Below are 14,300 nucleotides of genomic sequence, written 5' to 3' on the forward strand. Positions count from 1 at the left end.
CCATGTCTGCCGGACGCGAACAGACCAGAACACCTTACAACCTGCCGGGGCTGTTGCCCTGGCAGGTTTATTTTTTCGCGTTCGTGCTGGGGATTTTTTCCATTCGCCACCCGCTGGCGTCCGCATCCGTACTGGCGGCCCTCTGGTTCGCGGATAGCCGTTTCCGGGCTTGGCCTCTGCTCATCAACGCCCTGATCGTGTTCTTTTTCGCGGGCTATGGGTATGCCCTGTTGCGTCTTCCGGAACCACCCCCGGCCATGTCCGCCTGGATGGAGACGCGGCCTTTGGTGTCGGTGGAAGGCACGGTGAAGGAGGTGCTTTCGCGGCCCGACGCCACCACGCGCATCATTCTGGGGGATGTCCGCTGCACGGTGCCGGGGGGAAGTGTTGAACACTTGCCCGGCCGTCTGCTCTGGACCTGGAAGTATCCGAAGCTTACCCCGGAACCGGGCCAGGCCGTACGTGCGAAGTTGCGGTTGCGTCCCGTGCGCGGGTTCCGCAACCCGGGTGTCTGGGACTACGCCTGGTATTGGCGATTGCGCGGCGTGTCTTGGCAGGCCTGGACCATGGGCGGGCGGGTGCAGGCCGAGTGGGGCGAGCCTCCCGGGGGCACGGGGTGGCGGATTCGCCGGGCCGTGGGGGATACGGTGGTCTCCGCCGCGCCCCAAACCCAGGGTGGAGCCATGCTGCTGGCCCTGCTGGCCGGGGATCGTTTTCATCTTTCACCGGAAACCATGGACCTGACGCGGCGGGCCGGGTTGGCCCATACTCTGGCCCTTTCCGGACTGCATGTGGGGTTTGTGGCTTTGCTCGGCGTCGCCCTGGCCTATGGACTCGGGTTCGTGTTTCCCTCCTTGCTGCTGCGTCTGCCCCGTCCCCGGCTCATGGTCCTGCTCGCCCTGCCGTTCGTGCTGGGCTATGCTTGGCTGGGCCAGCCCTCGGCATCCCTGACAAGGGCGGCTCTCATGTATTGTTCCTGGGGGGCGCTTTTGCTTCTGGGGCGTGGGCGCATTCTGCTGGATGGCCTCCTGGCAGCGGTGGCCGTCATTGTGCTCTGGAATCCGCTTTCCGCATTTGATCTGAGCCTGCAGTTCTCGGCCGTGGCCGTTGCCGGAATCGCCCTGATGTTCCCGCTGGTGCGGCGTGTGCTGCCGAAGGGGAGCACGCCTGGAAAGCGTGTGTGCCGCTGGGCGCTGGGACTGCTGGGCGTCAGCCTGTGCGCCAATGTGGCCCTTCTGCCTCTCATGGCCTGGTATTTCGGCACGTTCACTCCGAACCTGCTCCTGAATGTGCTCTGGCTGCCCTTGCTGGGTCTGGTGGTCATGCCCCTGGGCGTGGCGGGGCTGCTGCTTGCCCTTGTTCCCTGGACTTCTTCGGCGGGATTCGTTTTGCTCAAGACTTCCGGCCAGGTGCTGGATTTCATGCTTTCCATGCTGCACTGGGTCGCCGCCCATGGCTGGACTCCCTTGTTTACGGTGCTGCGTCCCTTGTGGCTCGAGGTGCTGGGGTTTACCATTTTGCTGCTGTGCGTCTTGGTGGCTCTGTCTTCCCGCCCGCGGAGGGTGGGGGCGCTCGCGGCGTTCGGGCTTGCGTTGCTGGTGCTGCCGCATTGGCTTGTCATGGGCCTGGATGCGCAAGATGAGGTCAGGGTTTCCGTGCTCGATGTGGGACAGGGGCAGTCCGTGCTGGTGACCGCGCCCGGTGGCCGACGGTATCTGGTGGACGGCGGCGGCACCAACAGCCGGACCTTTGACATCGGCAGGGCCGTGGTGGGCGCTGCCCTGACTTATGGACGTCCTCCCCGGGTGGAGGCGGTATTCATGAGTCACGCAGACATTGATCATTCCCAAGGCCTTGTTCATATCCTGGATGCCTTTGATTGTGATGTGTTCTATACCAACGGGGATTTGCCTGAAGGCCGGGTGGGCCGGGCCATGCGCAGTGCTTTGGAAGGGAGTGGTCTTGCACCCAGGACGCTTGTTCGGGGGGATGTGCTGGAGGCAGGCGATATTGTTTTTCAGGTTTTGCATCCAGCCCGAAATTTTGACGCATCCGATTCCAATGAAAATTCCCTTGTGCTGCGGGTCATCCGCCGCGGGCATGGGCTTGCGCTGATCCCAGGGGATATCGGCCAGCAGGGTGTCCATGATCTGCTGGCATTGGAAAGCGGGCTTCGGGCCGAAATGCTGGTGCTGCCGCATCACGGAAGCGAGACGGGATGCAGCCGGGAATTTTATGAGCAGGTGGGGCCAAAAGTGGCCGTGGCATCCTGCGGGTTCCTGAACCGGTATGGTTTTCCGGCGGACGAGGTTCGCTCCGTTCTGCGGCGGTGGGGAGTCCTTCTGCTGGATACAGCGACCGGGGGCATGGTGACGGCAAGGTGGAAAGATGGTTCGCAATCTTTGGAGATGTTTGATAATAACAAGGAAACGATAAACGGGTTGCTGCTGGGCGATCTGTTGTTTTAAGCGGCATTTCTATGGTGTGGACGGCCGCGCCGGTGGGTGAGGGCCGGTGCGTCGGGAGTATGGTGTGAGCTTTTCGAGAGCGGGGAGGCGCGGATGAGCGACGTTCGGAACAGGGTCTTCAGGGCAGTGGAAAAGATGCCCGCATTTCCCAAGAGCGTCCATCAGGTATTGGTCCTGGCCGGGGATATCAATTGTTCCCAGAAGGAATTGGTGGAGGTCATCAAGAATGACCCCGTCTTTACCCTCAAGATTTTGCGGCTGGTCAATTCCGCCTTTTTCGGGCTGGCCCAGCAGGTGACCTCCATCCACCACGCCAGCGTCTACCTGGGGCTCAATACTCTCAAGAACGTGGCCCTGGGGCTGGCCGCCATCGGCACCATTCCCAAGAAGAGCGTGGCCGGCCTCGACATGGGGGCCTTCTGGCTGCACTCCCTGGCCGTGGCCTCGGCTTCGCGCATGCTGGGCGAACGCCTGGGGGCCACCCCGGACGAGGCCGGAGACTATTTCGCGGCCGGGCTGCTGCACGATATCGGCAAGGTGGTCTTTGCGCTCTATCTGCCCGACGAATTTCAGGCGGCCATGAAGCTGGCCATGGATCCGGGCAAGAGCCTTCTGGAGGCCGAGCAGGAGGCCATAGGCATGACCCACGCGGATATCGGCGCGCTTCTGGCCCAGAAGTGGAACCTGCCGCCCGAGCTCAGGGAGGCCATCGCTCTCCACCATGCGCCGGACAGTGCGGAAACTTCCCAGTTGGTGGATTGCGTGTTCATCGGCAACCAGATCAGCAAGAAGCTTTCCTTCGGCAACGCCGGGAATTTCGAGGTGGAGCCCCTCCCCGAGCGCATCCGGGAGCTGTTCGACATGAACCTGGATGAGCTCGTCGCCGAGCTGGACACTCTGGATGAGGAAGTGGAAAAGGCGCGCGTGTTCATCAAGCTCGGGGAGGCCGCATCATGATGCGTTTCCGCTTCTGGGGCACGCGGGGCTCCATGCCCGCCCCCGGCCCGGACACCCTGCGCTACGGCGGCAACACCACTTGCCTGGAGGTGCGTTGCGGCGAGCATCTCGTCATTCTCGACGGAGGGTCCGGCATCCGGCCCCTGGGCCTGGAATTGGCCCGGAATATGCCCGTTGACTGCGACATCTTTATTTCCCATACCCACTGGGACCACATCCACGGGCTGCCGTTTTTCGTGCCCCTGTTCGTTCCCGGCAACACAATCCGCATTTATGGCCCGCCCAATCCGGTGGCCATGGCCGGTGTGGAGGAGGTGCTGGACAAGCAGCTCGCCTATCCCCATTTCCCGGTGCGCCGGGACGAGCTCAAGGCCGATATCCATTACGAAACCCTGCAGGACCGCCAGGTCATTGATCTGGGCTTTGCCACGGCATCGACCCTGCTCATGAACCATCCGGCCATGAATTTCGGCGTCAAGCTGGAGTTCGGGGACAGGAAGTTCTTTTTTACCGGGGACCACGAGCCGTTCTACAACATCTATGAGCCCGGGGACGACGATTACGAGGAATACGGCAATATCGTCCGGGAGCGCCAGCAGGGGATCGTGGATTTTCTCCGGGGCGTGGACGTGATGGTGGCCGATTCCCAGTATACGGACCGGGAGTACGAGTCCAAGAGGGGCTGGGGCCATTCCACGTTCAGGCACAACATCGAACTGGCCCTGGAGGCCGGAATCGGAAAGCTCTACCTGACCCACCATGAAACCACGCGCACCGACAGCGAACTGGACGACATCGGCGAGTGGCTGCGCCACGAATGGGGCGATTGCGGCGTGGAGCTGTTCCTGGCCCGTGAAGGCCACTGGTTTGACGTCTGATCTGTTTTTCTAAAGCCATTTACACATTCCTCCGGGCGGGGTATCCCTTACACGTTACAGAAATGCAAAGCTGTATCGGAGAGTCGTTGCGCGCCGCTGTCTGTCAATGCGGTGCCGCCGGTTTCGGGCGTATCGAGAATCAGTGGTGAGGTGAGGGCGTGATTGTACGCTGCTGGGGGGCCCGAGGGTCCATCGGCGTTTCCGGGACGCCGTTCGTCAAGTATGGCGGGGATACCGCCTGCATCGAAATCCGCACTGCGGACGATCAGGTCGTCATCGTGGATGCGGGCACCGGTATTCGTAGGCTCGGGAACCGGCTGCTCGAAGAGGAGCGGTTCCGATATACCATACTGTTCACCCACGCCCACTGGGACCACATCATGGGCTTCCCCTTTTTCCGGCCCATCTACGATTCCCGTACTAATATCACCATTTACGGCTGCCCCCTGGAACAGGGCAACATGCAGACCCTGCTTTCCCACACCATGAGCGCGCCGCATTTCCCGGTGCCCTATGAGGTCATCAAGGCCTCCATCAAGTATGAGCAGCTTTGTGACAAGGTGTTTTCCCTGGGCGGACTTCAGGTTGCCACCATTCCGCTGAGCCATCCCAACAAGGGCGTCGGCTATCGTTTTACCGAAGGGGACAGATCGTTCGTTTTTCTGACCGACAACGAGCTTTCCTACCGGCATCCCGGGGGCGGAACCTTCGAGGATTACGCGGATTTTGCGCGCGGTGCCGATTTTCTTATCCACGACGGGGAATACATGCCCGAGGAATACTCGGAGCGGAGGACATGGGGTCATTCCCAATACCTGGAAGCGTTGGAATTGGCCCTAGCGGCAGGAGTCCAGTGCCTAGGGCTGTTCCATCACAATCAGGACAGGCCGGACCGGGATGTGGACCGCATGGTCGCGGTCTGCAGGGAGATCATAGCCCAACGCGGGGCAGACCTGGAATGCTTTGCCGTGGCCCAGGACATGGTGGTCCGGATATAAAAAAAGAGCCGCAAACGTTTCCGAACTCCCTGTCAGCACTTGATTTCTGTCTCCAAACGTGAGACGAATTTCCAGTTGAGGAACTGCCAGTCACGTCAAGCCCGGAGGAACAATGAAAGCCTTGATCGTTGATGACGATTTCTATAGCCGCAACATGATTCACGAAATATTGCGTCCGTATGCGTCTTGCGACATTGCCGTCAATGGCGAGGAGGCCATTTACGCCTTTCGTGAAGCCATGGACAGGGGAGAGCCCTATGACCTCGTCTGCCTGGATCTCGTGATGCCCGAGGTGGACGGCCAGGATGCCCTCAAGGAAATTCGCGCCATTGAAAAAGAGTTCGAGGTCCATCCCGAGAAGGAAGCCAAGGTCATCGTCACCACCATGCTGGACGACAAAAAGGAAACCCACGATGCCTTTTTCTTGGGCGGGGCAACTTCCTATCTGGTTAAGCCCATTGATGAGACCAAGCTGCTGAGCGAAGTGAAGAGCGTCGGGCTCATCAATTGATATCATAGCTTTTTTTTACGCGAGAAGCCGCATCCCGCCCTGCGCTGGACGCGGCTTTTTTCTGTTTTTCGGGCTGTGCCGCCATTGTGGGATTCCTATTTGAAGTTGTGAAGGAATTCTTCTATATTACCCGCTCCAAATGAACGCGCCCTCCCTCGGGAGTCCGCATATACAGGCAGGTTTGAATGAGCCAGATTCTTGGTGTCAAATTTAACGATTACAGCCAGGTCTACTATTTTTCCTCGGGACCGTTCGTTGTCCGGGAAGGCCAGCATGTGATCGTCAAGACCGACCAGGGCATGGGGCTAGGCAAGGTGGTCATGATCCGGCAGGCGCCGCTGGAAGGCGAGGAAACCGAGGACCATAAACCCATATACCGGCTGGCCAATGACGAGGACATGGAAGCCGTTGCGGAAAACGACGCGCTTTCCAGGGATGCCCACAAGTTTTGCCGCGAATGCATAATCAAGCATGAACTGGGTATGAAGCTTGTCGATGTCGAAGTTTTTTTCGACCGCAGCAAGATGATTTTCTATTTCACGGCTCCGGGGCGGATCGATTTCCGCGAACTGATCAAGGATTTGGTCAAGGAATACCGGACCCGCATCGAATTGCGCCAGATCGGCGTGCGCCATGAGACGCAGATGCTCGGGGCCATCGGCAATTGCGGCCAGTTGTGCTGCTGCCGCAGATTCATGCGCAAGTTTGTTCCCGTAACCATCAAGATGGCCAAGGAACAGAATCTTTTTCTCAACCCCACAAAGATATCCGGCATTTGCGGCAGGCTGCTCTGTTGCCTGAGCTTTGAGCAGGACTCCTACGAGGAATTCCATCGCGAGTGTCCGAAGATCGGGAAGAAGTACACGACCTCCTATGGCCGGGCCAAGGTGCTGCGTTCCAATTTCTTCAAGAAGACGCTGAGCCTGTTCTTTGAGGGGGGCGAGGAACGCGAGATCTCCCTTGACGAATGGAAGGATATTGTCAACAAGGCACCGGGCGAGGGCTTGGAGGAATTGAGCGGCGCAGAGCCGCCGTCTCCACGGCCGCGCAGGGAACAGCCGAGGCGCGATCGTTCGCAGGGAGGTTCTTCCTCACGGCCTGACCGGAAGGCGGCCTCCTGTCCGGAGGATAACGAAGGCGAAGCCCCCCGTGCGGAAAGCGCGGAGTCCGGCGTTGATTCCGGGGAGGACAAGTCTCCCAGGAAAGGCGGAACCGAGGGCCGCGGAGCTCGTTCCTCGCGCAAGCCGAGTTCCCGCAAGCCGCAGCAGAAACGGAGCAAGCCTGCGGAGGACCAGGGCAAGGACGAAGAAAAGTCCAAGCGCCCGCGCCGCCGTCGCCGCAGACGTCCCCCAAAAGCCAAATAGACGTTGTTCCCGGCCTTTCCGGCCGGAAGAAATCGAATATAAGGAGCTTTCAGCTTGGATAGTTTTTATATCACCACGCCCATCTATTACGTGAACGCAAAGCCCCATCTGGGGCATGCCTACACCACCATTGTCGCCGATTCCTTGAGCCGGTTCCACAAGTTGATGGGCAGGGAATCCTACTTTTTGACCGGTACGGACGAACATGGCGACAAGATCGTCAAGGCAGCGGAGGCCAATGGGCAGACTCCCCAGGAATACACCGACTCCATCAGCGCCCTGTTCCGCAACCTGTGGCCCGACCTGCAGTGCGAGCACGACGACTTCATCCGTACCACCGAGCCGCGCCATGTGAAGGTCGTGCAGGAAATCCTGCAAAAGGTCTATGACAAGGGCGATATCTATTTCGGCGAGTATGGCGGGCATTACTGTTACGGCTGCGAGCGGTTCTACACGGAAAAGGAACTGGTGGACGGCAAGTGTCCGGATCATCTCACCGAGCCCGAGTACATTTCCGAAAAGAACTATTTCTTCAAGATGGGCAAGTATCAGGACTGGCTCCGGAAACACATTCAGGACAATCCCGATTTCATCCGCCCCGAGCAGTACCGGAACGAGGTGATGAGTCTGCTGGAATCCGGCGCTCTTGAAGACCTGTGCATTTCCCGCCCCAAATCGCGCTTGACCTGGGGGATCGAGCTTCCCTTTGACAAGGATTACGTCACCTACGTCTGGTTCGATGCGCTCATCAACTACATCTCGGCCTTGGGGTTCCCCGACGGGGACAAGTACAAGCAGTACTGGCCGGTGGCCAACCACATGGTTGCCAAGGACATTCTCAAGCCACACGCCATATTCTGGCCCACCATGCTCAAGGCCGCGGACATCGAGCCCTACCAGCACCTCAACGTGCACGGGTACTGGCTCATCAAGGACACCAAGATGTCCAAGTCCCTGGGGAACGTGGTGGAGCCCCTCAAGATGAAGGATACCTACGGCCTCAGCGCCTTTCGGTATTTCTTGCTGCGCGAGATGTCCTTCGGGCAGGATTCCAGCTTTTCGGAAGAGGCCCTGGTGGGCAGGCTCAACGCCGACCTTGCGAACGACCTGGGCAACCTGTTCAACCGCACCCTGTCCATGACCCACAAGTATTTCGGCGGCGTGGTCCCCAGGCCCGAGGACGAGGAGATCGAGGACGTCGAGATCAAGAAGCTTGGTCAGCAGGCCATGCATACCTATCAGGACGAGTTCACCCAGCTGCGTTTCCCACGCGCCCTGGAAGGGCTGTGGGAACTGGTACGCGGCCTGAACAAGTATATCGACACCACCGCGCCCTGGACCCTGTTCAAGGAAAAGGACATGAGCCGTTTGAGCACGGTCATCTACGTGCTGCTGGAGAACATGCGCAAGATTGCCGTGCACCTCTGGCCGGTCATGCCCGAGGCCAGCGAACGCATGCTTGAGCAGCTCGGCATCCAGTTCGATCCGCGCAAGTTCGTGCTTTCCAAGGAACCCGAGGTTTGGGGGCTGCTCGAATCCGGGCACGAAGTCGCCAAGACTTCCAACCTGTTCCCGCGCGTGGACCTGCCCGAACCCAAGACTCCGGCCGAAACGGCCAAGAAAGAGGCCGCAAAGAGCGCCAAGGGTGCAAAGTCGGAAAAGAAAGCGGAGGCCGCTTTCATTGAGTTCGAGGATTTCCAGAAGCTGGACCTGCGCGTAGGCACCGTGGTTTCGGTCGAGCCGCATCCGGATGCGGACAGGCTGTTGCTGGTCAAGGTGGACCTGGGCGAGGATGAACCCCGTCAGGTGGTCGCCGGGCTGGCCGAGTTCTTCAAACCCGAGGACCTGGAAGGACGGCAGGTGACAGTGGTTGCCAACCTCAAGCCGCGTAAGCTTCGCAAGCAGGTTTCCCAGGGCATGATCCTGGCGGTCAAGACCGAGGAAGGCATGGAACTGCTTACCTCCACCGGAGCAGTGCCCAACGGTTCCAAGGCCAGCTAGCCAGGCCGTCCATAAGGCGCAAACGACAGCGTCAGCGAATAAGTCCAGGCCGCTTGTGTATGTGCAATACACAAGCGGCCTGTTTTTTCGTGTCCACACTTTCTGAACGGCCTGAAAAATGGTCACAAAGCGGCAATGAACTGGGCTTGAAACGTTTCGTCGATGTGCGTCGTCCTACTTTTGAACGGTGCGCCATGTCGTTCGTAGATACTGGCAGATCTTTTGCAAAAGGTCTTTTGCTGGATTGTTTAACGTCAAATTTGCGTCTGCAGGAAGGACTATGCGCGTCATACTCATTCATCCGCCACCGTGGCAGATTCCGGCTCCAGGGCAGGATACGGGTGCCTTCACGTTCCCGCCTCCGCTGGCCGGAGAGGAATTGAAGATTGTGGATCTCGATTTCCTGTCCATTCCCTATGGCCTGCTTTCACTTTCCGCCCAGGCCAAGAAGGCGGGCCACAAGGTGGCCGTGCTGAACATGTCCAATTTCCTGTGGGATACGGTGGAGGACGTCATCAGGAACAACCCCGCGGATGTCTACGGAATCACGGGAATGACGCTCAACCGGCGCGGCATGGCGGCCGTGGCCCAGTGTGTACGCAAGCACCATCCCGAAGCCCATGTGACCGTGGGCGGCCCGCACGTGACAGCGCTTCCCCGGGAAACCCTGGAGCACTACCCGTTCATCGATTCCGTGGCCATCGGTGAAGGGGAGATGACCCTGCTGGACATGCTGGAACGCATGGAGGAAGGGCGTTCCCTGGAGGGCGTTCCCGGCCTCATGTGGCGGGACGAAAACGGTTTTCATGAGGGGCCGGAGCGGGAACGCATCGCGGACCTGGATTCCCTGGTGCTTCCGCACGAGCTGTACCCCGTGGACGTAATCATGACCTCGCGCGGTTGCCCGGGAAAATGCACTTTCTGCGCCAGCAGCACCATCTGGAAACGCCGCCTGAAATTCATATCCGTGGAACGCGTGCTGGACATGATAGAGCTGGCCGTCAAAAAGCACGGGCTGCGCGCCTTGGCCATCAAGGACGACACCTTCACGGCCGCGAAGGGCAGGGCTTTGGATATTTGCCGGGGCATTCGCGAACGCGGGCTCAATTTTCTCTGGAGCTGCGACACCCGCGTGGATTATCTGGACGAGGAAATCCTGTATGAAATGCGGCTGGCCGGTTGCCAGCGCATCAGCGTGGGCGTGGAGTCCGCCAACCGGGAAATCCTGGCCAACATCTGCAAGCGCATCACGCCCGAGCAGGTCATCGAGGCCACAAATATGGCCCGGAAGTACGGTTTTCAGATTCGCTATTACATGATCGTGGGCAACCGGGGCGAGACTCTGGAGACCTATCGGGAGTCGTGTGAATTCATTGAAAAGGCCCGCCCCAACAAATCGGTCTTCTGCATCCTTTCCGCCGTGCCCGGCACCGCGGACTGGGAGTTTTTGGAAATGGGCGGCATGAAAAAGGACATCTTTTTTGACAGCGACGTGGCCAGCTTCGAGTATTTCGCGGGCGACCTGAAGGATCGCGACGCCATCTGGGAGGATGTGGTCGGCAACGCCCTGCGCGACCATTGGGCCTATGGCGTGCTGGACCGGCAGCGCGTGCTGCAGCGTCTTCCCGGGCACCATGCGGCGCTGGTGGAAATGGCCGAGGCCCTGTACCGCAAGGGGCGCATGGATCAGGCCGTGAGTTTTCTCAAGCAGGGGCTTGAGGCCGGATACCCGCTTCCGGGTTTGGGCATGAACCTGCTGGCCTGCATCAGCGCCTCTGCCGGGGATCTGAATGCCGCCCGTGCGCATCTGGATAACGCCCTGCGGGATTATCCGTTCACGGTGGTAAAGCGCAACCTGGAAACCCTGAACCGGGCCATGCGGCAAGGGCACAGCGGCCCCTTGGAGCTTGACCCGAGCACGGATTTCGAGATCACCCTGCGCATCGAGCAGCCCATATATCCCACAACGGAGTCATTCGTGGCCTAGACGTGGTTGCGGAGTCTGAGCTCCAGCGGATGCGGGTGCAGATAGACCTGCTTTGCCAGGTAGTCCTTTCCGTACTTGCGCACGTGGTGGTTCAGGAGCGTCACGGGCACGATGAGGGGCACCAATTCCTTGTGGTAGGCGTCGATGAGTTCCAGGCATTCCCTTTTTTCATCGGCACCGAGATCCTTCTTGAAATAGCCGAGGATGTGTTGGAGCACATTGACGTTTTTCTTGACGGTGGTCCTGAGTTTCAGGGCGGAGAGCAGTTGTTCCAGATAGGACTTGAACAGTGCGTCTTGCTCCATTTCCCTGGCATGGGCCACCAGTTTGCCCAACCTGCGGTATGCCTCCACACTGCAGGCCATGAGCAGGAGCTTGTGCCGGGTGTGGAAGTCCACTAGCGCGCCCGTGGTGCGCTTTTCCCCGACCATGTCCCGCCATCGTTTCATGGTGAAGATGCGGGTGAGGAAGTTTTCCCGCAGGCCTGCGTCGTGGAGCCGTCCGTCGTCCTCCACTGGCAGCAGGGGGAAACGGTCCTGGAACATGCCCGCGAAGAAGCCTCGGCCGTCGTAGCGCGGTTGGCCTCCCTCGGGAGGGTAGACCTTGACCCGGGCCATGCCGCTGGAAGGGGACTTTGCCTTGAAAACAAAACCGCACAGGTTCAGCTGCTCCAGCCGGTCGAGTTCCTTTTCCGCCCAGGCGCGCATGCGTCCGGTCCAGTCCTCTCCGGATTTCCTGCCCACGATACGCGGATTTCGTACATCGCCCACAAGCCGTACCGGCTCGCGGGGAATCCCCATGCCCGCGCCCACCTCGGGGCACACCGGCACGTATTCCACGAACGCACCCACGGTGTCGGCGAGATACCTGTCCAGTTGATGGCCGCCGTTGTAACGAACCTCCTGGCCGAGCAGGCAGGCGCTGATGCCGAGCTTGATGGAATCGGACATGAGAAATCCTCCAATGACGCAATGCGGATGATGTTACATCATTGGAGGATTGGTTGCAGCAATAAACCTAGCTGGCCTTGGCTTTTTCCTCGCAGTCCTTCTGGGGGCAGATGGGGCTGCCGCAGGATTCGCAGACCAGCACCTTGTCGCAAAGACCCTGGCCGAGCACGACCTCGGAGTCGCGTACCTTGATCTTCAGCGGTCCGCAGCCGTCGGACATGAGTTCCACCGGGCAGCCCGGGGTCAGGCCCAAGGCCAGAAGGCGCGCCCTTGCGGTGCAGCCGCCTTCGATATCCAGGACCCGTACTGTGGAACCCTTGCAAAAACAGTTCAGTGGTTTTGGTGTCATCGCTTCCCTCTGAAACTGATAATAAGAATCACCCTCTCGGGTGTCAATCACGGAAATAGGTTAAATGCTTAGTTCCCGTATGCTGTTGATTGCCCGTAACAAACGCAACAGACTTGACATCGGAGGGCTGTGCGAATTAGGCCCATGGTTCACATTCTTTCGAGGAGGATGGCTGTATGCGTACGATTCTGTGTGTCTTGGTTCTGTGTCTGTTTCTGCCCGCCCTTGCCAGCGCTTCCGACTTGCCGGACCTGAAGGGCCACACTGTGGTGGCCGTCACCGGCAACGACTACAAGCCCTTGAATTTCGTCGATCCCGCGACTGGAGAGAGCGTCGGCTGGGAGTATGATGCGGTCAACGAGATCTGCCGCCGTCTCAACTGCAAGGTGGACTGGCAGGTTTCCTCCTGGGAAACCATGATCGCGGCCGTGCGCAACGGCCAGTTCGACGTGGGCATGGACGGCATCACCATCAACGAGGAACGCTCCCAGCAGGTCGATTTTTCCAGGCCGTACATGGTTTCGCAGCAGTTCATGCTCGTGCGGGCCGACGAGGATCGTTTCTCCTCGCCCGAGGAGTTCCGGGCCAACAAGGATCTGCTGATCGGCGCTCAGGCCGGCACCACCAATTTCTATGTGGCCGTGTACAATGTGCTGGACGGCAAGGAAGACAACCCGCGCATCAAGCTCTTCGAGACCTTCGGCGCTTCTGCCCAGGCGCTCATGGCCGGGGATGTGGATATGGTGCTCATGGACGCCTCCACCAGTGAAGGATACATCAAGCATTTTTCCGGCAGGCTCAAGAACGTGGGCGGCCCGCTTGGAACCGAGAAGTTCGGTTTCATCTTTACGCCCGGCTCCGACCTTGTGGCCCCGTTCAACGCGGCCATCGATTCCATGGAAGCCGACGGCACCTTGGACAAGCTGACCAATAAGTGGTTCTACGAACTCAATAAATAAAGAGAGCGGGGGGCTTTGCGCTCCCCTTATTTCGTTCATGAGAAATCCTGCTGCCAGCAAGAAAGGCCTACTGCACAACACGCCGTACTGGCTGTTGTCCCTTGTGGTCATCGGCGTCGTGGTCCTGTGGAATATGACCACGAACGATACCTATTCCACCATCCTGTCCGCCATTGCCAAGGGTGTCGGCGTCACGGCCTGGGTGGCGGTGATCGCATTCGCCTTTTCCATGCTGCTCGGTCTGGGCATGGGGCTCATGCGTCTTTCCCGCTTCCGGGTTTTGCGCGAGGTTGCCACGTTCTATATCGAACTCATTCGCGGCGTGCCCATGCTGGTCATTCTCTATTACATCGCCTTTGTGGGCGCGCCCGGCCTTGTGGATGGGCTCAACTGGCTTTTTTCTCCGCTCATCGAGTCCGGAGCCTTGGCCAAGATCAGCGTCCGGGAACTCAACTTCACCTGGCGCGCCATCATTGCCCTGACCATCGGGTACAGCGCCTTCATCGCCGAGATCGTGCGCGCGGGGATCGAGTCCGTGCCCCGCGGGCAGCGCGAAGCCGCCCGGTCCTCCGGCCTGACGCGGTGGCAGTGCATGCGGCACGTCATCCTGCCCCAGGCCCTGCGCAACGTCCTGCCAGCACTGGGCAACGACTTCGTGGCCATGATCAAGGATTCGGCCCTGGTCTCGGCCCTGGGCGTCCAGGACATCACCCAGCTGGGCAAGGTCTATTCCTCGTCCACCTTCAAGTTCTTCGAAACCTACAACGTGGTGGCCTACCTTTATTTGATTATGACCATCACGCTTTCCCTGCTCGTTCGCCAGCTGGAGCGCAGAAAAATCCGCTAGGCGTGAAAAACGCATTTGCCTGTCCGGGCGG

12 protein-coding genes are annotated in these 14,300 nt (G+C 59.5%); 10 read left to right on the top strand and 2 right to left on the bottom strand.

The window, feature by feature from the left end:
- The first annotated feature begins 2 nt into the window (after nucleotides 1-2).
- The 8 genes from FGL65_RS09875 (at nucleotide 3) to FGL65_RS09910 (ending at nucleotide 11,164) form a co-directional block, all read left to right on the top strand.
- Complete coding sequence (locus FGL65_RS09875) at nucleotides 3-2,468, top strand: DNA internalization-related competence protein ComEC/Rec2 (RefSeq protein WP_147821045.1); 2,466 nt, start codon at nucleotides 3-5, stop codon at nucleotides 2,466-2,468.
- A 93-nt stretch (nucleotides 2,469-2,561) separates the two neighbouring features.
- Nucleotides 2,562-3,425 (top strand): HDOD domain-containing protein, encoded by an 864-nt coding sequence (locus FGL65_RS09880; protein WP_147821046.1) that lies wholly within the window; start codon nucleotides 2,562-2,564, stop codon nucleotides 3,423-3,425.
- Nucleotides 3,422-4,303, top strand: coding sequence for an MBL fold metallo-hydrolase (locus FGL65_RS09885; RefSeq protein WP_250645450.1), 882 nt, complete (start codon nucleotides 3,422-3,424; stop codon nucleotides 4,301-4,303). Before FGL65_RS09880 ends, FGL65_RS09885 begins: the two co-directional genes overlap by 4 nt.
- A gap of 158 nt (nucleotides 4,304-4,461) precedes the next feature.
- Nucleotides 4,462-5,301: an MBL fold metallo-hydrolase gene (locus FGL65_RS09890; RefSeq protein ID WP_147821047.1), complete on the top strand. Its 840-nt coding sequence runs from the start codon at nucleotides 4,462-4,464 to the stop codon at nucleotides 5,299-5,301.
- 112 nt (nucleotides 5,302-5,413) lie between these two features.
- Nucleotides 5,414-5,812 (top strand): response regulator, encoded by a 399-nt coding sequence (locus FGL65_RS09895; RefSeq protein WP_147821048.1) that lies wholly within the window; start codon nucleotides 5,414-5,416, stop codon nucleotides 5,810-5,812.
- Between the two features lie 185 nt (nucleotides 5,813-5,997).
- Nucleotides 5,998-7,176, top strand: coding sequence for a PSP1 domain-containing protein (locus FGL65_RS09900; RefSeq protein ID WP_147821049.1), 1,179 nt, complete (start codon nucleotides 5,998-6,000; stop codon nucleotides 7,174-7,176).
- Nucleotides 7,177-7,230: 54 nt separating this feature from the next.
- A complete protein-coding gene (gene metG, locus FGL65_RS09905) occupies nucleotides 7,231-9,177 on the top strand; it encodes a methionine--tRNA ligase (protein ID WP_147821050.1) in 1,947 nt (648 codons plus the stop codon).
- A 280-nt stretch (nucleotides 9,178-9,457) separates the two neighbouring features.
- A complete protein-coding gene (locus tag FGL65_RS09910; protein ID WP_147821051.1) occupies nucleotides 9,458-11,164 on the top strand; it encodes a B12-binding domain-containing radical SAM protein in 1,707 nt (568 codons plus the stop codon).
- On the opposite strand, the gene FGL65_RS09915 is transcribed toward FGL65_RS09910, so the two are convergent.
- Nucleotides 11,161-12,114, bottom strand: coding sequence for a YbgA family protein (locus tag FGL65_RS09915; RefSeq protein ID WP_147821052.1), 954 nt, complete (start codon nucleotides 12,112-12,114; stop codon nucleotides 11,161-11,163). The two genes, FGL65_RS09910 and FGL65_RS09915, sit on opposite strands and share 4 nt — an antisense overlap.
- A 67-nt stretch (nucleotides 12,115-12,181) precedes the next feature.
- Nucleotides 12,182-12,463: a FeoA family protein gene (locus tag FGL65_RS09920; protein ID WP_147821053.1), complete on the bottom strand. Its 282-nt coding sequence runs from the start codon at nucleotides 12,461-12,463 to the stop codon at nucleotides 12,182-12,184.
- 176 nt (nucleotides 12,464-12,639) lie between these two features.
- On the opposite strand from FGL65_RS09920, the gene FGL65_RS09925 reads away from it, so the two are divergent.
- Both FGL65_RS09925 and FGL65_RS09930 read left to right on the top strand, forming a co-directional pair.
- A complete protein-coding gene (locus FGL65_RS09925) occupies nucleotides 12,640-13,422 on the top strand; it encodes a transporter substrate-binding domain-containing protein (protein WP_147821054.1) in 783 nt (260 codons plus the stop codon).
- 37 nt (nucleotides 13,423-13,459) lie between these two features.
- A complete protein-coding gene (locus FGL65_RS09930; protein WP_147821055.1) occupies nucleotides 13,460-14,269 on the top strand; it encodes an amino acid ABC transporter permease in 810 nt (269 codons plus the stop codon).
- Nucleotides 14,270-14,300 lie beyond the last annotated feature (31 nt).

The organism is Salidesulfovibrio onnuriiensis, from assembly GCF_008001235.1.
Classification (GTDB): domain Bacteria; phylum Desulfobacterota; class Desulfovibrionia; order Desulfovibrionales; family Desulfovibrionaceae; genus Pseudodesulfovibrio; species Pseudodesulfovibrio onnuriiensis.

What these genes read in the sequence shown, in the direction of transcription:
- FGL65_RS09875 (WP_147821045.1), top strand. Translation starts at nt 3, where the DNA reads ATGTCTGCCGGACGCGAACAGACCAGAACACCTTACAACCTGCCGGGG.
- FGL65_RS09880 (WP_147821046.1), top strand. Translation starts at nt 2,562, where the DNA reads ATGAGCGACGTTCGGAACAGGGTCTTCAGGGCAGTGGAAAAGATGCCC.
- FGL65_RS09885 (WP_250645450.1), top strand. Translation starts at nt 3,422, where the DNA reads ATGATGCGTTTCCGCTTCTGGGGCACGCGGGGCTCCATGCCCGCCCCC.
- FGL65_RS09895 (WP_147821048.1), top strand. Translation starts at nt 5,414, where the DNA reads ATGAAAGCCTTGATCGTTGATGACGATTTCTATAGCCGCAACATGATT.
- FGL65_RS09900 (WP_147821049.1), top strand. Translation starts at nt 5,998, where the DNA reads ATGAGCCAGATTCTTGGTGTCAAATTTAACGATTACAGCCAGGTCTAC.
- FGL65_RS09910 (WP_147821051.1), top strand. Translation starts at nt 9,458, where the DNA reads ATGCGCGTCATACTCATTCATCCGCCACCGTGGCAGATTCCGGCTCCA.
- FGL65_RS09915 (WP_147821052.1), bottom strand. Translation starts at nt 12,114, where the DNA reads ATGTCCGATTCCATCAAGCTCGGCATCAGCGCCTGCCTGCTCGGCCAG.
- FGL65_RS09920 (WP_147821053.1), bottom strand. Translation starts at nt 12,463, where the DNA reads ATGACACCAAAACCACTGAACTGTTTTTGCAAGGGTTCCACAGTACGG.
- FGL65_RS09925 (WP_147821054.1), top strand. Translation starts at nt 12,640, where the DNA reads ATGCGTACGATTCTGTGTGTCTTGGTTCTGTGTCTGTTTCTGCCCGCC.
- FGL65_RS09930 (WP_147821055.1), top strand. Translation starts at nt 13,460, where the DNA reads ATGAGAAATCCTGCTGCCAGCAAGAAAGGCCTACTGCACAACACGCCG.